Below are 24,130 nucleotides of genomic sequence, written 5' to 3' on the forward strand. Positions count from 1 at the left end.
ACATGTTTACCGCTAAGGGTCAATACACCGCCACACATTGATTGATCAAACTCACATAACGGGGATATTTACGGCTCACCAATTTTATTTGCTGTCATATAACTTTACACTGGCATTGTTAATTAATGGTTAATCAGGTGTATCTCATGAAGACAATTGCCTCCACCGCCCTTCCTGCCCGGGTTCAGCAACCGCGCTACGATCGTCAGCAACTGCGCTCCCGCATCGTCCACTTTGGCTTTGGCGCGTTTCACCGTGCGCACCAGGCCTTGTTAACAAATCGGGTGCTGAATGAAAAAGGCGGCGACTGGGGGATTTGTGAGATTAGCCTCTTCAGCGGCGATGTGCTGATGAGCCAGCTGCGCGCGCAGGATCATCTGTTCACCGTGCTGGAAAAAGGGGCTGAAGGAAATGAGGCGATTATCGTCGGTGCCGTCCATGAATGCCTGAACGCAAAGCTGGACTCCCTGCCCGCTATTATTGAGAAATTTTGCGAACCTCAGGTCGCGATTGTCTCGCTCACCATCACAGAAAAAGGCTATTGCATCGATCCCGCGACCGGGAAACTCGACCTGAATAACCCCCGGATCGTCCACGACTTTGAAAACCCCTCAGAGCCACATTCCGCCCCTGGGATCCTGGTCGAAGCCCTCCACCGCCGCCGCGAGCGCGGCCTGCCCGCCTTTACCGTGCTATCTTGCGACAATATCCCGGACAACGGGCACGTGGTGAAAAACGCGGTGCTGGGCATGGCGCAAAAACGTTCCGCAGGGTTATCTGAATGGATTGATAGCCACGTGAGTTTCCCGGGGACGATGGTCGACAGGATTGTGCCCGCCGCAACGGAGGCCTCGCTGGCGGAAATCACCGACGCGCTCGGCGTGGAAGATCCGTGCGCCATCAGCTGCGAGCCGTTCATTCAGTGGGTAATAGAAGATAATTTTGTCGCCGGCCGTCCCGAGTGGGAAGTGGCGGGTGTCCAGATGGTGCAGGATGTTCTGCCGTGGGAGCAGATGAAATTACGCATGCTCAACGGCAGCCACTCTTTCCTGGCGTATCTCGGGTATCTTGCCGGCTACGCGCATATTAATGAATGCATGGAGGACGCAGCGCTCCGAGAAGCCGCCCGTCGGCTGATGCTGAACGAGCAGGCCCCCACCTTACGGATTAAGGATGTCGACCTCACCGCGTATGCCGATAGCCTGCTCGAACGCTTTGCCAACCCGGCCCTCCAGCATCGGACCTGGCAAATCGCGATGGACGGTAGCCAGAAGCTTCCGCAAAGAATGCTGGACGGGATCCGCGTTCATCTTGAGCGAAACACGCCGTGGTCGCTGCTGGCCCTGGGCGTGGCAGGCTGGATACGCTACGTCAGCGGCACCGACGAGCGCGGCAACGCGATTGACGTTCGCGATCCCCTCAGCGATAAAATCCGCACGATCGTCAACGCCAGCAGCGACATCGACCGCGTCCCCGCGCTGCTGGGGCTGAGCGAAGTGTTTGGTCACGATCTCGCGCACAATCGTGTTTTTGTTGAGGCTGTTAGCCAGGCCTATCAGTGCATCACCCGTCACGGCGCACGTCAGGCTGTTATCGAAACGTTAAATATTTAACGATTGTTGCGCTTAACGCGAACGGATAAAGCCTCCGTTCGCCCTTCCCCTTCTCACAGGTCACGTTTTTCGCCAGGATAGAGAACAGTGTTATCGCATCATCATTCTCATCCGGAGCGCACGTGACCAAAACCAACCTCATCACCGGTTTTCTCGGCAGCGGTAAAACCACCTCAATTCTCCACCTGCTGGCGAATAAAGATCCGGCCGAGAAGTGGGCCGTCCTGGTCAATGAATTTGGCGAGGTGGGCATTGACGGCGCGTTACTGTCATCCAGCGGCGCGATGATTAAAGAGATCCCCGGCGGATGCATGTGCTGCGTCAATGGCCTGCCGATGCAGGTGGGGCTCAATACCCTGCTGCGTCAGGGCAAACCCGACCGCCTGCTGATTGAGCCCACCGGGCTGGGCCACCCGAAGCAGATCCTCGATTTACTGACCGCCCCGGTTTACGAGCCGTGGATCGATCTGCGCGCCACACTGTGCCTGCTCGATCCGCGTCAGCTTCTGGATGACAAGGCGGTGGCCAACGAGAACTTCCGCGATCAGCTCGCCTCGGCGGACGTTATCGTCGCCAACAAGGAAGATCGCGCCACGCCTGAAAGCCAGGCCGCGCTGGAGGCGTGGTGGCAACATTTTGGCGGCAATCGCACGCGGGTGCAGACCACGCAGGGGAATATTGATAGCGCCCTGCTTGACCTGCCTCGTCTGAACCTCACCGAGCTGCCTGCCAGTGCGGATCATGCGCACAGCCATCCGGTTAAGCAGGGTCTGGCAGCCCTGAGCCTGCCGGAGCACCAGCGCTGGCGTCGTAACCTGAACAGCGGCCAGGGATACCAGGCCTGCGGATGGATTTTCGATGCTGAGACCGTTTTCGATACTATCGGGATTCTGGAGTGGGCCCGCCTTGCGCCCGTCGATCGCGTGAAAGGGATCATGCGCACGCCGGACGGACTGGTGCGGATCAACCGTCAGGGCGACGATTTCTTCATTGAAACGCAAAACGTGGCGCCGCCTGACAGCCGAATAGAGTTAATTAGTGCGGTTAACGCCGACTGGAATGCCCTCCAGTCCAGCCTGTTGAGGATTCGTTTAAGTTCGGGCGGCTAACGTTGCCCCAGTTTTCACTCTATGCAGAACGTTATGACAACTCGATTTCCCTTGATATTACTGCTTAATGTCGCCGGTCTGGCGCTTTTCTTCTCCTGGTATATCCCGGCGAATCATGGTTTCTGGTTCCCCCTGGATTCTGGCATCTTTCACTTCTTCAACCAGGCGCTGGTGAAGAGCGACGCATTCCTGTGGCTGGTGGCCATCACAAACAACCGCGCCTTCGACGGCTTCTCGCTGCTGGCCATGGGCTGCCTGATGCTCTCTTTCTGGCTGAAAGAGGATAAAGCGGGACGTCGGCGTATTCTGATTATCGGTCTGGTAATGCTGCTGTTTGCTGTCGTCATTAATCAGCTGGCTACCGCGATTATTCCGGTTAAGCGTTCCAGCCCTACGCTCTTTTTCACCGATATTTATCGCGTCAGTGAGCTGCTGCATATTCCAACAAAAGATGCGTCGAAGGACAGTTTCCCCGGCGATCACGGCATGATGCTGCTCATTTTTTCCGCAGTCATGCTTCGCTATTTCGGCCGAAAAGCGTTTGCCATAGCCCTGATTATTTTTGTGGTTTTTGCCTTCCCGCGCGTAATGATTGGCGCTCACTGGTTCACCGATATTGCTGTCGGTTCGCTCTCCGTTGCGCTGATTGCGCTGCCGTGGTGTTTAATGACCCCGCTGAGCGACAGGATAATAGCGTTGTTCGATCGCTATCTTCCCGGTAGAGCGCAACAACAATTAAACAAATAACTAACCTAAATTAACGTGAGCTATCAGGGATCGACATGATCCCCGATAGCCTTCCCGCCACGATCTTTTCCCTCTGTCATATTCCTGTCATCACATTCATGATAAAAATGAAGCAATTGCGCGATCACGCGTCGGATCTGACCGCATTTTAAGCAATTACGGATTTTTACTTTCTGTATCACATTTTCTTATAAAAAAAAGGCTTTTTTTACTCGCAATACCCCTGGCAATCGGTTAATCTCGAACTCGTTTTGCCCCATAGGGATAATTATTTCGATGGTGAATAATTTTGTGCGCTATGCCACAAATGTGACCAGAAAGAATTGTCTCAATGTGAACAGATAATTAGTCTCGTCACGTTTGGCATTTTTATAACGATATTTGTCGTTAAGGACTTCAAGGGAAAATAAACAAAATGGTCAAATCTCAACCGTTTCTGAGATATATCTTGCGGGGGATCCCGGCGATAGCAGTCGCGGTACTGTTATCTGCATGTAGTACATCGAACACCGCGAAGAATATGCATCCTGAGACGCGTGTTGTGGGAATGGAAGATTCCTCTTCACTGCAAGCCTCTCAGGATGAATTTGAAAATATGGTACGTAATCTGGACGTGAAGTCCCGCATTATGGACCAGTATGCTGACTGGAAAGGCGTGCGTTATCGTCTTGGCGGCAGCACGAAAACAGGTATTGATTGTTCCGGTTTTGTACAGCGTACGTTCCGCGAGCAATTTGGGTTAGATCTTCCGCGTTCAACCTATGAACAGCAGGAGATGGGCAAGTCGATTTCACGTACCAAACTGCGCACCGGCGATTTAGTTCTGTTCCGCGCGGGGTCTACAGGTCGACATGTTGGCATCTACATTGGTAATGACCAGTTCGTACATGCCTCCACCAGTAGCGGTGTGACCATTTCCAGCATGAACGAACCGTACTGGAAGAAGCGTTATAACGAAGCGCGCCGCGTACTGACCCGCAGTTAATATAACTATTGTATCGTTGGTTATCCCTTGGCTGGCGATATGATGAAAAAAAGCACTGCTTCGGCAGTGTTTTTTTTTGCCCGTTACACTGAATACATCAAGCGGCTTTTCAGGAATCACGACGTCTATGCTCACCCGCTACTTCTCCAGTAATCGTAAAATACTGATCCTCAGTATTATCACGGGTCTCATCACCGCCCTGCTCCTGGGTTCCCTGCAATTTTCGTGGAGTTACCACAAGCGGGAAGTCAAATTCGACACCCTGGTGAATGATGTGAGCGCCTACATGGGGAGCTATTTCGAAGACCTAAAAAAAGCGGTCAATGTCCTCCAGCCTCTCACGCTGAACACGTGCCAGGACGTCAACCAGGAACTCACCTCACGCGCGGCCTTCAGCATTAACGTTCGCGCCTTCCTGCTGGTCCGGGACAAGATGGCATTCTGCTCCTCGGCAACAGGCCCGATGAATGCCCCGATGGAGACGCTCATACCTGAGCTGAATATCAATAAACAGATCGATATGGCGTTGCTTCCGGGTACCCCCATGCTGCCTGATGAACCTGCGATTGCGATCTGGTACCGCAACCCATTAGTGAAGGACGGCGGGGTGTTCACTTCTGTGAATATTAATCTGACGCCTTACCTGCTCTATACTGAGCGCCAGGACGAGTTCGCGGGTATCGCTATCATTATCGGCGATAACGCCTTGTCGACGCGGTCCAACACGCTGGTTCATACCCGCGACTTGCATGACATCCCGGTCCGCACGGCGACGCTGAAAGACCTCCCCCTGACCATCAACCTGTATGCGGACGCATGGACCAGCGATGAAATTCTCTACGCGCTGTTCTTCGGGCTGGTATGCGGGATTTGTGCCGGATCGCTTAACTACTACATCCTCAGCATTCGGCTCAACCCGGGTAAAGAAATTTTAAGCGCTATCAAGCGCGGTCAGTTTTATGTGGTTTATCAGCCCGTCGTCGATGCCAAATCGCTCAGGATGACCGGGCTTGAAGTCCTGATGCGCTGGAAACACCCGACAATGGGGGAAATTCCGCCGGACGCGTTTATCAATTTTGCCGAAGCACAGAAGCTGATTGTCCCGCTGACGCTGCATCTCTTTGACCTTATCATTCACGATGCTCCCGTGTTACAAACGCTGTTACCTCCGGGCGCAAAGGTGGGTATTAACATTGCACCGGGGCATCTGCATGCGGAAAGCTTCAAGGACGATATGCGCACCTTCAAAGCCCTGCTGCCGCCGGATTACTTCCAGATCGTGCTGGAAATTACCGAGCGCGATATGCTCAACCATCGGGAGGCCAACACCCTTTTCGAATGGCTGCATAACGAAGGGTTTGAAATCGCCATTGATGATTTTGGTACCGGCCACAGCGCGCTGATTTACCTTGAGCATTTCACCATGGACTACCTCAAAATCGACCGTGGTTTTGTTAATGCGATCGGTACCGAGACCGTGACGTCGCCGGTGCTGGATGCCGTTCTGACGCTGGCAAGACGACTGAATATGTCGACCGTCGCCGAAGGGGTAGAGACGCCGGAACAGGCGGCCTGGCTGCGCGAACACGGCGTTAACTTCCTGCAGGGATACTGGATTAGCCGCCCGATGCCGCTGGCGCAGTTCCGCGAATGGCGGCCTGATATTTCGCCCGAAGGCGATTAATTTCACATTGCCCGTGACGTCACTTATTATTCAGCTTAACCGAGCCGGTCTGTAGAGAGGGAGCTGCCGCGAGATGCTTATGCGCTTTATGTTGCTGATGTTGGCATTCACGAGCCTGTCCAGCCAGGCGCAAACCATCAAAGAGAATATCGCCTTCGCGGTGATTGGCGAGCCGAAATACGCGGTCAATTTTACGCACTTCGATTACGTCAACCCTGCCGCGCCAAAAGGCGGTAAGGTCACGCTTTCCGCCACGGGAACCTTCGACAACTTCAACCGCTACGCCCTGCGCGGCGTGGCGGCCGCGCGAACGGAATCGCTTTACGATACGCTCTTTGTCACCTCCGATGACGAGCCCGGCAGCTACTATCCGCTGATTGCCGAGAACGTACGTTACGCCGATAACTTCGCCTGGGCGGAAATCTCGCTGAACCCGCGGGCACGTTTTCACGATGGCACACCGGTGAAGGCCAGCGACGTTGCGTTCACCTTCCATAAATTCATGACCGAAGGCGTCCCCCAGTTCCGCATCGTATATAAAGGCGCGTCGGTCAGAGCCATCGCGCCGCTCACTGTGCGCATTGAGCTGAGCGAACCGAACAAAGAGAATATGCTCAGCCTGTTCTCGCTGCCGGTGATGCCGGAATCGTTCTGGAAAAATCATAAGCTGAGCGACCCGCTTTCAACGCCTCCGCTGGCTGGCGGCCCCTACCGCATTACCGACTGGCGCATGGGGCAATATGTCGTCTATTCCCGCGTCAAAGACTACTGGGCGGCCAATCTGCCGGTCAACCGCGGACGCTGGAACTTCGACACCCTTCGCTATGATTACTACCTCGACGATAACGTGGCGTTTGAAGCGTTCAAAGCCGGGGCATTCGATTTGCGGGTCGAGAGCAGCGCCAAAAACTGGGCGACCCGCTATATCGGCAAAAATTTCGCCAAAGGCTATATCGTCAAAGACGAACACAAAAATGAATCTGCCCAGGACACCCGCTGGCTGGCGTTTAATATTCAGCGTCCGGTATTTAATGACCGCCGGGTGCGGGAAGCCATCTCCCTGGCCTTTGATTTTGAGTGGATGAACAAAGCGCTGTTTTACGGGGCTTATAGCCGCGCCAACAGCTATTTTCAGAATACCGAATACGCCGCGCGCGATTATCCGAAAGCCGACGAACTGGTCCTGCTGGCCCCCCTTAAAGCAGAGGTACCGCCAGAGGTGTTTACAACGGTGTTTCAGCCGCCCGCATCGAAGGGTGACGGTTACGACCGCGACAACCTGCTCAAAGCCAGCAAGCTGCTGGATGACGCAGGCTGGCACCTGAAGAACCAAAAACGTGTGGATGCCAAAACGGGCAAGCCACTCAGCTTTGAGCTGCTGCTCTCGTCCGGGGGCAACGACCAGTGGGTGCTGCCGTTTAAGCACAACCTTGAGCGGCTGGGCGTGACCATGAACATTCGCCAGGTTGATAACGCGCAGATCACCAGCCGCATGCGCAGCCGTGATTACGACATGATGCAGCGCCTGTGGCCCGCGCAGCCGTGGCCTAGCTCGGACCTGCAAATCTCCTGGGCCTCCAGCTACATCGACTCCTCGTACAATGCGCCGGGGGTAAAAAGCCCGGCGATTGATGCGCTGATTGCGAAAATCGTGGCGGCGCAGGGGGATAAAGACAAGCTCGTGCCGCTCGGGCGCGCCCTCGACAGAGTCTTAACCTGGAACTACTACATGCTGCCGATGTGGTATATGGGCGAAGATCGCCTTGCGCGCTGGGATAAGTTCTCCGTGCCTGCCGTGCGCCCGGTCTATTCTCTGGGCTTTGACACCTGGTGGTATGACGTTAACAAAGCCGCCAGACTTCCCGCTGAGCGGCGATAAGGAATTATCATGGGTGCCTATCTTCTCCGCCGTCTGCTGCTGGTCATCCCCACCCTGTGGGCCATCATCACGATTAACTTTTTCATCGTGCAAATCGCTCCCGGCGGGCCGGTCGATCAGGCCATTGCCGCCATTGAATTTGGCAACAGCGGCGGCATGCCGGGCGGCGGCGGCGAAGGGATGGGCGCCAGCCATGCGCGAACTGGCGTAGGGAATATCAGCGAAAGCCATTACCGCGGCGGACGCGGGCTGGATCCGGAGGTGATCGCCGAGATCACCCACCGCTACGGCTTTGATAAACCGATTCACGAGCGCTATTTCAAGATGCTCTGGGATTACATCCGCTTTGATTTTGGCGATAGCCTGTTTCGCAGTGCGTCAGTGCTGACGCTGATCAAGCAAAGCCTGCCGGTTTCGATCACGCTCGGGCTGTGGGGTACGCTGATCATCTATCTGGTCTCTATACCGCTTGGGATCCGCAAAGCGGTGTACAACGGCAGCCGGTTCGATATCTGGAGCAGCACGTTCATCATTATCGGCTATGCCATCCCGGCGTTTCTGTTCGCCGTTCTGCTGATCGTCTTTTTTGCCGGGGGCAGTTATTTTGATCTCTTCCCGCTGCGGGGGCTCGTCTCCGCCGATTTCAGCTCCCTGCCGTGGTACCAGAAAATCACCGACTACCTCTGGCATATCACGCTGCCGGTTCTGGCCACGGTCATTGGCGGGTTTGCGGCCCTGACCATGTTGACCAAAAACGCCTTTCTTGATGAAATTCGTAAACAGTACGTCGTCACGGCCCGCGCTAAAGGCGTGAGCGAGAAGCAGATCATGTGGAAGCACGTGTTCCGCAACGCCATGCTGCTGGTGATCGCCGGATTTCCGGCCACGTTCATCAGTATGTTTTTTACCGGCTCGCTGCTGATAGAGGTGATGTTCTCGCTTAACGGTCTGGGCCTGCTGGGCTATGAGGCCACCGTGTCGCGTGACTATCCGGTAATGTTCGGCACGCTCTATATTTTCACCCTGATTGGCCTGCTGCTGAATATCATCAGCGATATCAGCTATACGCTGGTCGATCCCCGAATCGATTTTGAGGGCCGATGATGCCGCGTTTAAGCCCCGTCAACCAGGCCCGCTGGGCCCGCTTTCGCCACAACCGCCGCGGCTACTGGTCGCTGTGGATTTTTGCCGTGCTGTTTGTCTTAAGCCTGTTTTCAGAACTGATCGCTAACGATAAACCGCTGCTGGTGCATTTTAACGATCGCTGGTACGTGCCGGTCATCGCCAATTACAACGAAAGCGACTTTGGCGGCCCGTTTGCGACGCCGGCAGAGTATCAGGACCCGTGGCTTCGCCAGCAGATTGAGCAGCACGGCTGGGCGCTCTGGGCGCCGGTGCGTTTTGGCGCAAACAGCATTAACTTCGCCACCACGACCCCCTTCCCTTCCCCGCCCTCCGCGCAAAACTGGCTGGGAACGGATGCTAACGGCGGTGACGTGCTGGCGCGCATCCTGTATGGCACGCGTATTTCGCTTCTCTTTGGGCTGATGCTGACGATCTTCTCCAGCGTGATGGGCGTCGTGGCGGGCGCCATTCAGGGCTACTACGGCGGGAAAATTGACCTCTGGGGCCAGCGGGTGATTGAGGTCTGGTCAGGCATGCCGACGCTCTTTCTGATCATCCTGCTTTCCAGCGTCGTACAGCCCAACTTCTGGTGGCTATTAGGCATCACCGTCCTGTTCGGCTGGATGGCGCTGGTCGGTGTGGTCAGGGCCGAGTTTCTGCGCACCCGTAATTTCGACTATATTCGCGCCGCGCAAGCGCTTGGCGTGAGCGACCGCGGGATCATCTTCCGCCATATGCTGCCCAACGCCGTGGTGGCAACGCTCACCTTCCTGCCGTTTATTCTGTGCAGCTCCATCACCACCCTCACCTCACTGGATTTTCTCGGTTTCGGGCTACCGTTGGGTTCCCCGTCGCTCGGCGAACTGCTGCTGCAGGGCAAGAACAACCTGCAGGCGCCGTGGTTAGGCATCGCCGCCTTTCTTTCCGTGGCCGTGCTGCTGTCGCTGCTGATTTTTATTGGCGAAGCCGTGCGCGATGCCTTTGATCCGAACAAGGCGGTTTAAAATGACCCAGCCCCTGCTCCGTATTGATAACCTGTCGATTGCCTTTTCAAAACAGGACGAGACGCGCACCATGGTCAGCGACCTGACGCTGCAGATCCAGCGCGGTGAAACGCTGGCCCTGGTGGGTGAGTCGGGTTCAGGCAAGAGCGTTTCGGCGCTCTCCATCCTGCGGCTGCTGCCTTCTCCGCCGGTGAGCTACCCGCAAGGGGATATCCTTTTTCACGGCCGTTCGCTGCTGCACGCCGACGAACAGACCCTGCGCGGCATTCGCGGCAACAAAATCGCGATGATCTTCCAGGAGCCGATGGTGTCGCTTAACCCTCTGCACAGCCTGGAAAAACAGCTCTATGAAGTGCTCTCCCTGCACCGTGGGATGCGCAAAGAGGCCGCGCGGGGAGAAATTCTGGATTGTCTTGAGCGCACAGGCATACGCAATGCGGCCAAACGGCTGAATGATTTTCCGCATCAGCTCTCCGGCGGCGAACGCCAGCGCGTGATGATTGCCATGGCGCTGCTGACGCGCCCCGAGCTGTTGATTGCCGACGAGCCCACAACGGCGCTGGACGTGACGGTACAGGCGCAAATACTGACGCTGCTGCGGGACCTGCGTGACGAGCTAAACATGAGCCTGCTGTTTATCACGCACAACCTGAGCATTGTGAGAAAGCTGGCCGACAGCGTCGCGGTGATGCAAAACGGCCGCTGTGTTGAACAGAATGCGGCGTCCACGCTGCTGAGCGCGCCGCAACACCCCTATACGCAGCGCCTGCTCGACAGCGAACCCTCCGGGGACCCGGTTCCCCTCGACGCTGACAGCACGCCGCTGCTGCGCGTTGAGGATCTGTCCGTCTCGTTCCCGATCCGCAAAGGTATTCTGCGGCGCATTGTCGATCGCAACCCGGTGCTGAAAAACATCCGCTTCTCGCTGCGCCCGGGAGAATCCCTGGGGCTGGTGGGCGAATCCGGCTCGGGTAAAAGCACCACCGGTCTGGCGCTGCTGCGCTTAATTGCCTCACAGGGCGAAATCCTGTTTGACGGCATGCCGCTGCACCGCTGGAACCGCCGCCAGATGCTGCCCGTACGTCCTCGCATGCAGGTGGTCTTTCAGGATCCCAACTCCTCGCTTAACCCGCGGCTCAGCGTGTTACAGATTGTCGAAGAGGGCCTGCGCGTCCATCAGCCCGGCCTGAGCGCACAGCAGCGCGAGCAGGAGGTCATGCGGGTAATGGTTGAAGTGGGTTTAGATCCCGAGACGCGCCACCGCTATCCTGCGGAATTTTCCGGCGGGCAGCGCCAGCGTATCGCCATTGCCCGCGCGCTGATCCTGAAACCAGAGCTAATTATTCTGGATGAACCGACGTCGTCTCTGGACAGGACCGTACAGGCGCAGATCCTGGCGCTGCTTAAAGGGCTACAGGAAAAGCACCGGCTGGCCTATATCTTTATCAGCCATGATTTGCAGGTGGTGCGGGCGCTATGCCATCAGGTGATTGTGTTGCGACAGGGAGAGGTGGTCGAGCAGGGAGAGTGCCAGCGCGTATTTAGCGCGCCAACGCAGCGCTACACGCGCCAGCTGTTGTCGTCAGACTAGCGCTCAGAATGGATACTGGCCGGAGAAAGGCTCTGCAATAGCAACGCCAAAATTTTTCAGGCGGCAGGTGGCAGCAAACTCGTCCTGGCTTTTCACAAACAGGCACGGCTCCCCTTCGCATTCCAGCACGGAGCTGTCCACTTCGATATCCGTCAGGGCCTGACTGAGACGCTCCATCACCCGCCATGCATTTTCATCGCTCGGGCTCAGCAGCTTGAGCGCCACCAGGCAGTTTTCACAGCCCGCGACGTTTTGCGGAATCGGTTCAACTTTCGAACCAGCAAAACCCGCCGACCAGCGATAGCTCTGGGGCAAGCGATGGACAATAGAAAGTTGTAATGTATTCACGTTCGTTCCCCGGAAGCAAAATTTACTTCACAATTTATTTACATTTATAGTAACACATCATCGCCAGCCTGCACTATTCAGCACTTTTTTATCGGTATTCAGGCTCGCGTCGGCGCTATATGTACCCGTTTCTGCGATCTAACTCAACCTTTTTGAATACAATGATGTGACTTTTTACACAAATAGATTTTACATAAAATAAACAAACACGGCATAAACGAACGGGGGTTTGGTTGATATGCATCAACAAAAAAGGCCCTGCCGGGCCTTCTCTGTGTTTTAGTGGGCCGCTTTTCGCGGTCGACTGGCGTAAAGATAGAAGAGTATCGAGCTGGTTGCGCAAAAAGCCATGGCCCACAGCATGGGCCATGCCGTCGTAAAGGTGGCCATAGAAAGCAACGCGCCAACGATAGCGCCGATGCCGAAGCGGAACGTCCCCGCCAGGGAAGAGGCGGTCCCCGCCATGTGCGGGAACTCATCCAGAATCACCGCCATCGCATTGGACGACACCATCGACACACAGCCGACAAAGGCCGCTACGCCGACCACCAGCGCCCAGAAGCCCACGCCCAGAAACGCGCTCACCACCAGCCAGATCGCCATCACAAACTGGATCCACAGCCCCGCGCGAAACATGTTCAGCGCCCCCACCCGCCGGACAAAGCGGCTGTTGATGATGGTCATGATGAACAGGAAGACGATGTTAAGCGCAAAGTAATAGCCGAAGTGCTGCGGCGACACGTGGTTAAGCTCGATGTAGACAAACGGCCCGGCGCTCAGGAAGGAGAACATTCCGGCGAAGCTGAACCCGCTTGCCAGCATATAGCTGAGCACGCGCTTGTGGCGAAACAGCGAGGCAAAGTTGCCGATGGTGGTACGGATGTGAAACTTCTGGCGGCGCTCGACGGGAAGCGTTTCATCTATAAAGAAGAAGATCATCGCGGAGGCCAGCAGCGCGGCCAGGGCCAGGATCCAGAAAATCACATGCCAGCTGAACCACACCAGCACCGCACCACCCGCCATTGGCGCCACCAGCGGCGCAATCGTCGTCACCAGCATCACGAACGACATCATGCGGGAGAACTCTTCCTTCGGGTAGATATCGCGCATCAGGGCATTAATCACCACGCTTGCCGCTGCCGCCGCCAGACCGTGGAAGAAACGCATGATGATCAAATGATCGATGGTCTGGGCCAGCGCACAGGCAACCGCTGCGGCCGCAAAGACCAGCGTCCCGCCCAGAATGACGGGCTTGCGTCCAAGGCTGTCCGCCATCGGGCCATAAAACAGCTGGCCAAGGGCAAAGCCGAGAATATAGGTGCTGAGCGTCATCTGCGCGCTGCCCGCCGGGACGCCAAACTGCGCGGAAATGACCGGCAGCGCGGGCAGGTACATATCAATAGACAGCGGCATCAGCATGGCCAGCAGGCCAAGAATGAAGACGATTTTGAACGACGAGTGTGGCCTGGTGGTCACAGTGTTCTCCTGAAATTAGTGCGAAGGCAGACCGACGCTGGCGATCTCTTCTTCCGTTAACGGACGGTATTCGCCTAGCGCAAGGTCGGGATCGAGTTCAATCGCACCAATCCGTTCGCGATGCAGGCCAACAACGTGGTTCCCCACCGCGGCAAACATACGTTTCACCTGATGGTAGCGCCCTTCGCTGATGGTCAGACGGACCTCCGTCGGGGTGATGACTTCAAGCACCGCCGGCTTAGTCAGATCTTTTTCATTATGCAGCTGCACGCCTTTCGCGAAGTGCTCAGCCGTGTCATCCGACACCGGTGACTCCAGCGTCACGAGATAGGTTTTCTCGCAGTGGTGGCGTGGAGAGGTGATGCGGTGCGACCACTGACCGTCGTCGGTCATCAGCACCAGACCGGTGGTGTCGATATCGAGGCGGCCTGCGGCATGCAGCTTGTGCGCCACCGGTTCGTCGAGGAAATAGAGCACCGTCGGGTGATCCGGATCGTCCGTTGAGCAGACGTAGCCTTCCGGCTTATTGAGCATGAAGTAGCGAGGACCGTGCTGCTGGGTCAGCGGATTGCCGTCATACTCCACCTGATGGTCAGGTTGCAGTTTGAACGCGCTGTCTCTCACAATGTCGCCATCCACGGTAACGCGGCTGGCGCGAATTTCGCGCCCGGCAATAGCGCGGCTTACGCCGAGTTGCTGAGCGATAAACTTATCAAGTCGCATGAAATCTTTTTAGCCTTAATGGTGCAGGAAGTCGGACAACAGGTCCGAAAATAGAAGCAGTCTGGAACGGTTCAGTATAATGGTCTGGTTGCGCCACTCAAGGGAAAAAGTTTCGTGGCATACTATGTGCGGAATAACGAAACCGAGACCCCATGACTTTTACACTTCGTCCCTATCAGCAGGAAGCCGTTGACGCCACCCTCGCCTGGTTCCGTAAACATCGCGAGCCGGCGGCGATTGTGCTCCCGACCGGTGCAGGCAAAAGCCTGGTCATTGCCGAGCTGGCGCGTCTGGCCCGCGGCCGCGTGCTGGTGCTGGCGCACGTTAAAGAGCTCGTCGCGCAAAACCATGCCAAGTATTGTGCACTTGGACTGGAAGCCGACATTTTCGCCGCCGGTCTAAAGCGTAAAGAGAGCCACGGCAAGGTGGTGTTTGGCAGCGTGCAGTCGGTGGCCCGCAATCTGGATCTGTTTCGCAGCGAATTTTCGCTGCTGATTGTCGACGAGTGTCACCGCATCAGCGATGACGACGACAGCCAGTATCAGCAAATCCTGACGCACCTGAAAGACGTGAACCCTCACCTGCGCCTGCTGGGCCTGACGGCGACCCCGTTTCGTCTGGGTAAAGGCTGGATCTATCGTTACCATTATCACGGCATGGTGCGCGGCGATGACAAGGCCCTGTTTAGCGACTGCATCTACGAGCTTCCGCTGCGCTACATGATTAAACATGGCTACCTGACGCCACCTGAACGGCTGGATATGCCGGTGGTGCAGTATGATTTCAGCCGCCTGCAGGCGCAGAGCAACGGGTTATTCAGCGAAGCGGATCTTAACCAGGAGCTGAAAAAGCAAAAGCGCATTACGCCGCATATCATCAGCCAGATTGAGGAGTTCGCCGCGACGCGCAAAGGGGTGATGATCTTTGCCGCCACCGTTGAGCACGCGCGCGAAATCACCGGGTTACTGCCCTCCGGCGACGCGGCGCTCATCACCGGCGAGACGCCCGGCCCCGAGCGCGACCGCCTGATTGAGGCCTTTAAAGCCCAGCAGTTCCGCTATCTGGTTAACGTGTCGGTATTGACCACCGGCTTTGACGCCCCGCACGTCGACCTGATCGCTATTTTGCGCCCGACCGAATCCGTCAGTCTGTATCAGCAAATTGTTGGCCGCGGCCTGCGTCTGGCGCCGGGGAAAACCGACTGTCTGATCCTGGATTATGCCGGTAACCCGCACGATCTCTATACGCCTGAGGTCGGCGCGCCAAAAGGAAAAAGCGACAACGTGCCCGTGCAGGTCTTTTGCCCTGCCTGCGGGTTTGCCAACACCTTCTGGGGCAAAACCACCGCCGACGGTACGCTGATTGAACATTTTGGCCGCCGCTGTCAGGGCTGGTTTGAAGATGATGAAGGGCATCGCGAGCAGTGCGATTTTCGTTTCCGCTTCAAAAACTGCCCGCAGTGCAACACCGAAAATGACATAGCCGCTCGCCGCTGTCGGGAGTGCGACACGGTGCTGGTTGACCCGGACGACATGCTGAAAGCGGCGCTAAAGCTGAAAGATGCGCTGGTGCTGCGCTGTTCCGGCATGGCGCTGCAGCCCGGCGCGGATGAAAAAGGCGAATGGCTGAAAATCACCTATTACGACGAGGACGGGGCGGACGTCAGCGAGCGCTTCCGGGTCCAGACGCCTGCCCAGCGAACGGCCTTAGAACAGCTGTTTATTCGCCCGCACACCCGCACCCCGGGCGTGCCCCTGCGCTGGATCACCGTGGCCGATATCGTGCGCCAGCAGGTGCTATTGCGCCATCCGGATTTTGTCGTCGCCCGTAAGAAAGGCCAGTACTGGCAGGTGCGCGAGAAGCTCTTTGACTACGAAGGTCGCTTCCGTCGCGCCAACGAATTGCGCGGGTAGCGGGACTTTTCATTGATGTGAGGGGCATTTGAGTATAAAATGCCGCCCGCTTCACATCCGTGAGGCAGAACACTCACCTGCTGCTGGGTCGCCTGTAGTAGGGTTTTAAATACAGAGAGAAATCAATGTTCACTATCGAAGCAGAAGTACGTAACGTGCAGGGTAAGGGTGCGAGCCGCCGCCTGCGTACCGCTAACAAGTTCCCGGCTATCGTTTACGGTGGCGAAGCTGCTCCAGTTGCAATCGAACTGGATCACGACAAACTGTGGAACCTGCAGACCAAAGCTGAATTCTACAGCGAAGTTCTGACCATCGTTGTTGGCGGTAAAGAAGAAAAAGTGAAAGTTCAGGCTGTTCAGCGTCACGCGTTCAAGCCAAAACTGACTCACATCGACTTCGTTCGCGCGTAATCGCAAACCTGTCGAAAAAAACCCCGCTTCTGCGGGGTTTTTTGTGCCTGCTATTTACCGCCCGAGGTGCGGCGCTGAAGCTGATCGCGCAGATTCGGCGGCGTCCCCTTAATGGTCAGCGTATCGGTGGCCGGATCCCAGAAGATACGTTCCCCCAGCAGCATCGCATCAAAGTTGATGGTTAACCCGCCGCCGCTGCCGGCAAACTTGGTTAACTGACGCAGCGTGCTGCGATCCGCCGGGAAGCTCTCTTCAAGCTCATAGCCCTTCTCTGCGGTAAATTCCTGGAAGCTGACTTCGCTGACGCCCGCCAGCTCTTTTGACAGCGACTCCAGCTCAATCTCTTCCCCCGCCTGCAGCTGTTCGTTGCAGTAGCTGTAAACCTGCTGGCGCACCGTCTGGCGCTCAGATTTATCAAGCTGCGCTTCGGCTGTGAAATCGTCAACCGCCTGGAGCAGCCCTTTGTTCTGCGCTTTGGCGTTAAGCCCTTCACTGGCACCGAGGAAATCCATAAAGAAATCCGCCACTTTGCGGCCCACGCGTCCCTTCAGGAAAGTCAGGTAGCGGGTCGACTCCGGGTTGGTTTCCCACTCGGTCAAATCAATACGCGCCACGATATCCGCATGGTTGATATCCAGATAATGCGTCGAGCTGATATCCAGCTGCTCGTTCACGCGCATGCTGCTTAAGTTATTCAGCACGGTAACCAGCAGGTACTCGACCGCCAGATAGCGGTAGTGGCAGAACAGCACGATCCCGCCGTCGGCGAACGGGTATTTCGCCAGCTCGTCGCGCAGACGCCCGGTTGCCGCACGGCTAAACGCCAGGAAATCCTCTTCACCCTGGCGCTGCAGGCGCAGGCTATCGGCCAGTTCACTCTCTTCGCTGAACAGCCCATAGGCTTTATTTTTGGCGCTGTAGACGCGATGCAGCTCTGCCATCATCTCCACAACGGTCGCCGTAGGTTCCAGTAACGAATCGCGTAGCACCACTTCAAGGGTTTGCTCATCGCGCTTGATAAGCTGGTGCAGGGCAATCTGGTTGATTTCCAGACTCATGATAAACTCTCCTTTTAGACCGGGCGGTATTCAACCACCACCAGGACATGTGTGCAACAACAGATAAAAAAGGGGAAAAAAAGCTGTTGCTACGGTAATATGTTGCCCTTTCATCAACAAACTGATTTTGATTTATGCCACAACATTCCCGCTACAGTGATGAACACGTTGAACAACTGCTCAGTGAGCTGGTCAACGTACTGGAAAAACATAAAACGCCGACCGATCTCTCCCTGATGGTTTTGGGAAATATGGTCACCAACCTGATTAACACCAGCGTTGCTCCGGCTCAACGTCAGGCGATCGCAAAATCTTTCGCCCAGGCTTTACAGTCGTCCGTCAGCAACGACCCGGCCCATTAAGGGATACGAACAACAGTTTATGGTGACGAATCGTCAGCGCTACCGTGAAAAAGTCTCCCAGATGGTCAGCTGGGGGCACTGGTTTGCCCTGTTCAACATTCTGCTGGCGACGGTCATTGGCTGTCGTTATCTGTTTGTCGCAGACTGGCCAACAACGCTCACCGGGCGTATCTACTCCTGGATAAGCGTTGTCGGTCACTTTAGCTTTTTGGTTTTCGCCACCTATCTGCTGATCCTGTTCCCCCTGACGTTTATCGTCATGTCGCAGCGTCTGATGCGATTCTTGTCCGCCATCCTTGCGACGGTGGGGATGACGCTGCTGCTTATCGACAGTGAAGTGTTCACCCGCTTCCACCTGCATCTCAACCCCATCGTCTGGGAGCTGGTGATTAACCCCGACCAGAACGAAACGGCCCGCGACTGGCAGCTGATGTTTATCAGCGTCCCGGTGATCCTGTTGATTGAGATGCTGTTTGCCACCTGGAGCTGGCAAAAACTGCGTAGCCTGACCCGCCGACGCCATTACGCGAAGCCCGTCGCCGCGCTCTTCTTCGTCTCCTTTATCAGTTCGCACATCATGTATATCTGGGCGGATGCGAACTTCTATCGTCCTATTACTATGCAGCGCGCGAACCTGCCGCTCTCGTACCCGATGACGGCCCGTCGCTTCCTCGAGAAACATGGCCTGCTTGATGCGCAGGAGTACCAGCGCCGTCTTATCGAGCAGGGTAACCCGGAAGCCGTCAGCGTGCAGTATCCTCTGAGCGACCTGCGCTATCGCGATATGGGCCGCGGGCAAAACGTCCTGCTCATCACCGTCGACGGCCTGAACTATTCCCGTTATGAGAAGCAGATGCCAGCCCTGGCCAATTTCGCGAGTCAAAACGTCACGTTTACTCAGCACATGAGCTCCGGTAACACAACCGACGCGGGCATCTTTGGCCTCTTCTATGGCATTTCAGCCGGATACATGGACGGCGTACTCTCTACCCGCACGCCTGCGGCGCTGATCACCGGGCTGAATCAGCAGGGTTATCAGTTAGGGTTGTTCTCATCCGATGGCTTTAACAGCCCGCTCTACCGCCAGGCGCTGCTGTCTGATTTTTCACTGCCGGCGGCACAGAATCAGTCCGATGCGCAGACCGCCAGCCAATGGATAAACTGGCTGCAGCGCTATGCCCAGGAAGATAACCGCTGGTTCTCATGGGTTGCCTTTAACGGCACAACGCTTGCTAACAGCAATAAGAGTGATTTCGCGCGCCGCTACGGCCGCGCGGCGGGTGATGTTGATGCGCAGATTGCCCGCGTGCTTGACGCGCTACGTGAGTCCGGCAAGCTGGACAACACCGTGGTGATCGTGACGGCAGGCCATGGCGTCCCGTTAGGTGACGAGACGAAGAGCATGAGCTGGTCACGCCCTAACCTGCAGGTTCCGCTGGTCATCCACTGGCCGGGCACCCCGGCGCAGCGCATCACTATGCTTACCGAGCATAAAGATGTGATGACCACCCTGATGCAACGCCTGCTGCACGTCAGCACGCCAGCAAACGAGTATTCGCAGGGCCAGGATCTCTTCAGCGCCGCGCGCCGCCATAACTGGGTTACGGCAGCAGGGAATAATACGCTGGTGGTGACCACGCCGAAGCTGACGCTGGTGCTGAACAGCAACGGGAATTATCAGACGTATAACCTGCAGGGTGAGCGGCTGAAAGACCAGAAACCGCAGCTGAGCCTGCTGCTGCAGGTCCTGACGGATGAGAAGCGTTTTGTCGCTAACTGATTAATAATAAACCAGTTAGCGACGGATTTCCTTGCATTCAAAACGGAATCGAGTAGTATTCTTTCTATGCGTCGGCACGTAGCGCAGCCTGGTAGCGCACCGTCATGGGGTGTCGGGGGTCGGAGGTTCAAATCCTCTCGTGCCGACCAAAAACACATTGAAAACCAGCCTCTTATGGCTGGTTTTTTATTTCGCCTCGTCCGGCGTTTTGCGCAGGTATACAAGCGTTACCAGACAAATCACCGCCCCGGCATAAAACGTATATTCCGCCCCAAACGTTTCCCAGATGGCCCCGGCGCCCAGGCTGGCGACTAACAATCCCACGCCGCTGACCAGACTAAAAATGCCGTAGGCGGTACCGCGCAGATCCGCAGGCGCCGTTTTTGCGATCATTGCCGCCAGCAGCCCCTGCGTCATCCCCATATGCACTCCCCAAAGCGCAACGCCCAGAAGCATTCCAGCCCTGTGGGTGCTCAGCGCCAGCACAATATCTGCTCCAATCAGCATCACCAGACCCCACTGCAGTAGCCGGGTGTGGCTCATCCGGTCCGATAACTTGCCAAACGGATAGGCAGAGAGGAAATAGAGCAGATTCATGGCCACCATCACCAGCGGGATCAGCGCCAGCGGCACCCCCGACTGCTGTGCGCGCAGGACAAGAAAGGCTTCACTGAAGCGTGCGAGCGTGAAGATGGCCCCCAGACCAATCACCCACCAGCAGCCTTTCCCGAGACGCCTGAGGTTCTCTTTTTTGATGGGGTTCGTGCGTTTATGTTCGACGGGCGTTTTCGGCTCATTCAGGCCGAAGAAAAGCAGCGCCACGGCGAGCACGCCGGGTATCACCGCGATCCAGAAAATCGTGCGGAAATCATCGTTCCACAGCAGCATCAATCCTACGGCCAGCAGCGGCCCGAGAAATGCGCCGATGGTGTCCATGGACTGACGCAGCCCAAAGGCCGCGCCGCGAAGTTCCGGCGGCGTAACGTCAGCAACCAGCGCATCGCGCGGCGCTCCCCGGATCCCCTTCCCGACCCGGTCGATTAAGCGTGCCTCCAGAATCATGCCGGAAGAAGAGGCGATAGCGAACAACGGTTTACTCAACGCGCCAAGACCGTAGCCCAGAACCGCCAGCCCTTTACGCTTGCCCAGATAGTCACTGATGGCGCCGGAAAACACCTTGATAAACAGCGCAGTGGCCTCAGCCAGGCCTTCAATCAAACCAATGAAAATGACGCTGGCGCCCAGCGTCGTGACCATAAACAATGGCAGCAGGCTGTGAATGATCTCCGACGAGATATCCATCAACATACTTACTCCACCGACCACCCAGACACCTTTTGGGATCTGGCGGAGCGTGGCAAACCGGGATTGCATTAAGCCTCTCCTGCTTTCTGTAAACAAAGGTGCTCTCAAAAGAATATCCTGGAAAGGCGAATAAAAATTATCAGGCATAAAAAAAGCCACCCCGCAGGATGGCTCAGTTATCGCAAATCGGTGCTTAGTGCTTCTCACGTCCGCCCAGGAAAAAAATACCCAGCGGTATAGCCAGCAGAACGGTGAATACCAGACTGTAGACAAAGATCATCGCCGACTGCAGGACGTACATGCTGGTTGTCCAGGCAGAGAGAGGAATGTTGTACTGTTCGATGACGCCAACAATCGTGGCACGCCCCACGCACGCGGCAGCAATCATAAACACGACCAGCAGCGCCAGGAGGAACTTGCGGCCTTCAGGCGTTTTCAGTTTTGCACGAACCATCTCTCTTCCCTTTTACAGATGAATAACATTATATAGCGTCTAAAATAACACAAACGCCTGTCAGACTCCACGCCAGTACAAACCCCTGCATAAATAACAAATATCTGGTTTATTACGCTGTATATATTGAAAATGTAAGTAAATAACACCAATCATTCACGGTCGCTATGTTAACCTGTGCAAGATCGTTTTGACATAAAGGAATGACAATGAAAAACGCACCTAAATTTGCCATCGCACTCATCGCCGCCGCGTGCGTCAGCACCAGCGCTTTCGCCAGCGAAACACCTAAAGAGCAGCCGCTGGAAAAAGTCGCCCCGTATCCGAAAGCGGATAAAGGGATGACGCGTCAGGTGATTCAGCTTCCGGTTCAGCAGGATGAAGCGAACTACAAAGTGGAGCTGTTAATTGGCAAGACGCTGGAAGTGAACTGCAACCAGCATCGTCTGGGTGGTCAGCTGGAAAGCAAAACGCTGGAAGGCTGGGGTTACGACTACTACGTCTTTGATAAAGTCACCTCGCCGGTCTCCACCATGATGGCCTGCCCGGATGGCAAGAAAGAGAAGAAATTTGTGACCGCCTATCTGGGCGACAACAGCCTGCTGCGCTACAACAGCAAGTTGCCGATCGTGGTCTATACGCCTGAAAATGTGGAAGTGAAATATCGCGTGTGGAAGGCTGAAGAGAAGATTGAGCAGGCTGTCGTACGTTGAAATTAAGTCGGGTGGCGGCTTCGCCTTACCCGACCTACAAAACAACACCGAACATAGGCCGGGTAGGCGTCAGCGCCACCCGGCTTTTTTACCTTACAGCGCGATATCCGCAACCGGTTTGTTTTCCGGCTGAGGCTTCAGCTCCGCTTTTGGCGCAGCATCCGCAGCCTGCGGTTTGATGTACTGCAGCTGCAGTACGCGGCTGGTGTATTCCAGCTCCTGCTCCGTCGCGCTCACGTTACCGTTCAGCTTCGTGCCGTAGGATGGAATAATGGTCTTCAGCTTCGCCTGCCATTCCGGACTGGCGACTTTGTCTTTAAACACTTTTTCCATGAGGTGCAGCATGATTGGCGCAGCGGTAGACGCACCCGGTGACGCCCCCAGCAGCGCGGCGATGGTGCCGTCCTTATCGCTCACCACTTCGGTGCCCAGACGCAGCACGCCACCCTCTTTCGGATCGCGCTTGATGATTTGCACGCGCTGACCCGCCTGCCACAGACGCCAGTCTTCTTTCTTCGCCTGCGGATAGTACTCTTTCAGCGCTTCGAAACGGTCGTCGTCAGAGAGCATTACCTGGCTAATCAGGTATTTCACCAGATCGAAGTTATCCAGCCCCACGTCCATCATCGGCTTGACGTTAGAGGTGGTGGTTGCGCTGAGCAGATCCCACAGGGAGCCGTTTTTCAGGAATTTAGTGGAGAAGGTCGCGAACGGGCCAAACAGCACCACGCGTTTGCCGTCAAGCATACGGGTGTCAATGTGCGGAACAGACATTGGCGGCGCGCCCACGGAAGCCTGACCGTACACTTTTGCCAGATGACGATTCACCACTTCCGGGTTATCGGACACCAGGAACTGACCGCCCACCGGGAAGCCCGCGTAGTCATCCGCTTCCGGAATACCGGACTCCTGCAGCAGTTTCAGCGCGGCACCGCCCGCACCGATAAAGACAAACTTCGCCTTGATGACGTGCTCGGCTTCGTTGTTTTTCAGATCGGCAACGGTCACGCTCCAGCTGTTATCCGCGTTGCGCTTGAAACCGCGCACTTCGGTGCTGAGCTGCAGGTTGAAGTTCTCTTTTTTCTTCAGAGACGTCACCAGCTGACGGGTAATTTCACCGTAGTTGACGTCGGTACCAATTTCGGTGCGGGTCGCCGCCACTTTCTGGTTCGGGTCACGACCTTCCATGACCAGCGGAGCCCACTCTTTAATCTGCGCGTGGTCTTCAGAGTATTTCATCCCGCGGAACAGCGTGCTCTGCTGCAGTGCGGCGTAGCGCGCGCGCAGGAAGTTGACGTTCTGCTCGCCCCACACAAAGCTCATGTGCGGTACGGTGTTGATGAAAGAGTGCGGGTCGTGCAATACGCCGCTGTTGACCTGGTGAGACCAGAACTGGCGAGATACCTGGAACGCCTCGTTGATCTCTACCGCCTTCTCGATACTAATGGAACCGTCCTTTTTCTGCGGCGTATAGTTCAGTTCCATGAGTGCCGAATGGCCGGTACCGGCGTTGTTCCAGCCGTTCGAACTCTCCTGCGCCACGCCATCAAGGCGCTCGACCATGGTCATTGACCAGTCCGGCTGCAGTTCTTGCAGATAGGTTCCCAGCGTGGCGCTCATGATACCGCCACCGATTAAAAGGACGTCCGTTTCCTGCTCTTTTGGTGCGTCAGCTTTCGCCGCCATGGAGACGGTGTTAAGCCCCACGGCCAGAGAAAAGAGCATGGCAGTCATTTTTTTCATAATTTATGCCTTCGTGTAAAAGTGCTTGATGCGTGGAAATTGCAGGTGAAACAAGCTGCGGGGGCACGGTAACAACTTTTAAATATTGTTTAAAGGTTACGAAATTAT

Annotated in this window: 21 protein-coding genes and 1 tRNA gene; 15 read left to right on the forward strand and 7 right to left on the reverse strand. The window is 56.0% G+C overall.

Annotated elements, in window-relative coordinates; translation table 11 throughout:
- The first annotated feature begins 146 nt into the window (after positions 1 to 146).
- The 9 genes from L362_RS11715 to yejF all read left to right on the forward strand — a co-directional run bounded on the left by L362_RS11715 (position 147) and on the right by yejF (position 11,737).
- Positions 147 to 1,613, forward strand: a complete 1,467-nt coding sequence (locus tag L362_RS11715) for a mannitol dehydrogenase family protein (RefSeq protein ID WP_023344557.1) — start codon at positions 147 to 149, stop codon at positions 1,611 to 1,613.
- Between the two features lie 122 nt (positions 1,614 to 1,735).
- Positions 1,736 to 2,722 (forward strand): CobW family GTP-binding protein, encoded by a 987-nt coding sequence (locus L362_RS11710; RefSeq protein ID WP_023294045.1) that lies wholly within the window; start codon positions 1,736 to 1,738, stop codon positions 2,720 to 2,722.
- A gap of 33 nt (positions 2,723 to 2,755) precedes the next feature.
- Complete coding sequence (locus L362_RS11705) at positions 2,756 to 3,469, forward strand: phosphatase PAP2 family protein (RefSeq protein WP_023618663.1); 714 nt, start codon at positions 2,756 to 2,758, stop codon at positions 3,467 to 3,469.
- Positions 3,470 to 3,884: 415 nt separating this feature from the next.
- Positions 3,885 to 4,454 (forward strand): bifunctional murein DD-endopeptidase/murein LD-carboxypeptidase, encoded by a 570-nt coding sequence (mepS, locus tag L362_RS11700; protein ID WP_008500946.1) that lies wholly within the window; start codon positions 3,885 to 3,887, stop codon positions 4,452 to 4,454.
- Between the two features lie 127 nt (positions 4,455 to 4,581).
- Complete coding sequence (locus L362_RS11695) at positions 4,582 to 6,138, forward strand: cyclic di-GMP phosphodiesterase (protein ID WP_023344558.1); 1,557 nt, start codon at positions 4,582 to 4,584, stop codon at positions 6,136 to 6,138.
- Between the two features lie 73 nt (positions 6,139 to 6,211).
- Complete coding sequence (locus tag L362_RS11690; protein WP_008500948.1) at positions 6,212 to 8,017, forward strand: extracellular solute-binding protein; 1,806 nt, start codon at positions 6,212 to 6,214, stop codon at positions 8,015 to 8,017.
- Positions 8,018 to 8,026: 9 nt separating this feature from the next.
- Positions 8,027 to 9,121 carry a microcin C ABC transporter permease YejB gene (locus L362_RS11685; RefSeq protein ID WP_008500949.1) on the forward strand — a complete coding sequence of 365 codons (1,095 nt, stop codon included), beginning with the start codon at positions 8,027 to 8,029 and terminating at the stop codon, positions 9,119 to 9,121.
- Positions 9,121 to 10,146, forward strand: coding sequence for an ABC transporter permease (locus tag L362_RS11680; protein WP_008500950.1), 1,026 nt, complete (start codon positions 9,121 to 9,123; stop codon positions 10,144 to 10,146). Before L362_RS11685 ends, L362_RS11680 begins: the two co-directional genes overlap by 1 nt.
- A gap of 1 nt (position 10,147) precedes the next feature.
- Positions 10,148 to 11,737 (forward strand): microcin C ABC transporter ATP-binding protein YejF, encoded by a 1,590-nt coding sequence (gene yejF / locus L362_RS11675; RefSeq protein WP_023344559.1) that lies wholly within the window; start codon positions 10,148 to 10,150, stop codon positions 11,735 to 11,737.
- A gap of 3 nt (positions 11,738 to 11,740) precedes the next feature.
- Here yejF and L362_RS11670 read toward each other — a convergent pair whose 3' ends face one another.
- From L362_RS11670 to rsuA, 3 genes are all read right to left on the reverse strand, one after another.
- Positions 11,741 to 12,085: a YejG family protein gene (locus tag L362_RS11670; protein WP_008500952.1), complete on the reverse strand. Its 345-nt coding sequence runs from the start codon at positions 12,083 to 12,085 to the stop codon at positions 11,741 to 11,743.
- Between the two features lie 279 nt (positions 12,086 to 12,364).
- Positions 12,365 to 13,561 carry a Bcr/CflA family multidrug efflux MFS transporter gene (locus tag L362_RS11665; protein WP_008500953.1) on the reverse strand — a complete coding sequence of 399 codons (1,197 nt, stop codon included), beginning with the start codon at positions 13,559 to 13,561 and terminating at the stop codon, positions 12,365 to 12,367.
- A 15-nt stretch (positions 13,562 to 13,576) separates the two neighbouring features.
- Positions 13,577 to 14,284, reverse strand: coding sequence for a 16S rRNA pseudouridine(516) synthase RsuA (rsuA, locus tag L362_RS11660; protein ID WP_023344560.1), 708 nt, complete (start codon positions 14,282 to 14,284; stop codon positions 13,577 to 13,579).
- A gap of 152 nt (positions 14,285 to 14,436) precedes the next feature.
- On the opposite strand from rsuA, the gene L362_RS11655 reads away from it, so the two are divergent.
- The gene (locus L362_RS11655; RefSeq protein WP_023344561.1) at positions 14,437 to 16,197 is read left to right on the forward strand and encodes a DNA repair helicase RadD; all 1,761 of its coding nucleotides are present in this window, start codon (positions 14,437 to 14,439) and stop codon (positions 16,195 to 16,197) included.
- A 125-nt stretch (positions 16,198 to 16,322) separates the two neighbouring features.
- Positions 16,323 to 16,607, forward strand: coding sequence for a 50S ribosomal protein L25 (gene rplY / locus L362_RS11650; RefSeq protein WP_008500956.1), 285 nt, complete (start codon positions 16,323 to 16,325; stop codon positions 16,605 to 16,607).
- Positions 16,608 to 16,657: 50 nt separating this feature from the next.
- Here the strand turns inward: rplY and yejK are convergent, their stop codons facing one another.
- Complete coding sequence (gene yejK, locus L362_RS11645) at positions 16,658 to 17,665, reverse strand: nucleoid-associated protein YejK (RefSeq protein ID WP_008500957.1); 1,008 nt, start codon at positions 17,663 to 17,665, stop codon at positions 16,658 to 16,660.
- 134 nt (positions 17,666 to 17,799) lie between these two features.
- Here yejK and L362_RS11640 point away from each other — a divergent pair, with 134 nt between their 5' ends.
- The 3 genes from L362_RS11640 (at position 17,800) to L362_RS11630 (ending at position 19,956) form a co-directional block, all read left to right on the forward strand.
- Entirely contained in the window at positions 17,800 to 18,027 is a 228-nt protein-coding gene (locus L362_RS11640) for a YejL family protein (protein ID WP_008500958.1), read from the forward strand.
- A 19-nt stretch (positions 18,028 to 18,046) separates the two neighbouring features.
- A complete protein-coding gene (gene yejM / locus L362_RS11635) occupies positions 18,047 to 19,807 on the forward strand; it encodes an LPS biosynthesis-modulating metalloenzyme YejM (RefSeq protein ID WP_023294051.1) in 1,761 nt (586 codons plus the stop codon).
- Positions 19,808 to 19,879: 72 nt separating this feature from the next.
- A tRNA-Pro gene (locus L362_RS11630) sits at positions 19,880 to 19,956 on the forward strand.
- Positions 19,957 to 19,993: 37 nt separating this feature from the next.
- On the opposite strand, the gene L362_RS11625 is transcribed toward L362_RS11630, so the two are convergent.
- Positions 19,994 to 21,181: an MFS transporter gene (locus tag L362_RS11625; protein WP_023344562.1), complete on the reverse strand. Its 1,188-nt coding sequence runs from the start codon at positions 21,179 to 21,181 to the stop codon at positions 19,994 to 19,996.
- A 124-nt stretch (positions 21,182 to 21,305) separates the two neighbouring features.
- A complete protein-coding gene (locus tag L362_RS11620; protein WP_008500962.1) occupies positions 21,306 to 21,566 on the reverse strand; it encodes a DUF2534 family protein in 261 nt (86 codons plus the stop codon).
- 209 nt (positions 21,567 to 21,775) lie between these two features.
- On the opposite strand from L362_RS11620, the gene eco reads away from it, so the two are divergent.
- On the forward strand, positions 21,776 to 22,279 hold the full coding sequence (gene eco, locus L362_RS11615) for a serine protease inhibitor ecotin (RefSeq protein WP_023344563.1): 504 nt from the start codon (positions 21,776 to 21,778) through the stop codon (positions 22,277 to 22,279).
- Between the two features lie 93 nt (positions 22,280 to 22,372).
- Here the strand turns inward: eco and mqo are convergent, their stop codons facing one another.
- Positions 22,373 to 24,022 (reverse strand): malate dehydrogenase (quinone), encoded by a 1,650-nt coding sequence (gene mqo / locus L362_RS11610; RefSeq protein WP_023344564.1) that lies wholly within the window; start codon positions 24,020 to 24,022, stop codon positions 22,373 to 22,375.
- Positions 24,023 to 24,130: the final 108 nt, after the last annotated feature.

The sequence above is a fragment of the Enterobacter sp. MGH 16 genome (genome assembly GCF_000493175.1).
Classification (GTDB): domain Bacteria; phylum Pseudomonadota; class Gammaproteobacteria; order Enterobacterales; family Enterobacteriaceae; genus Enterobacter; species Enterobacter roggenkampii.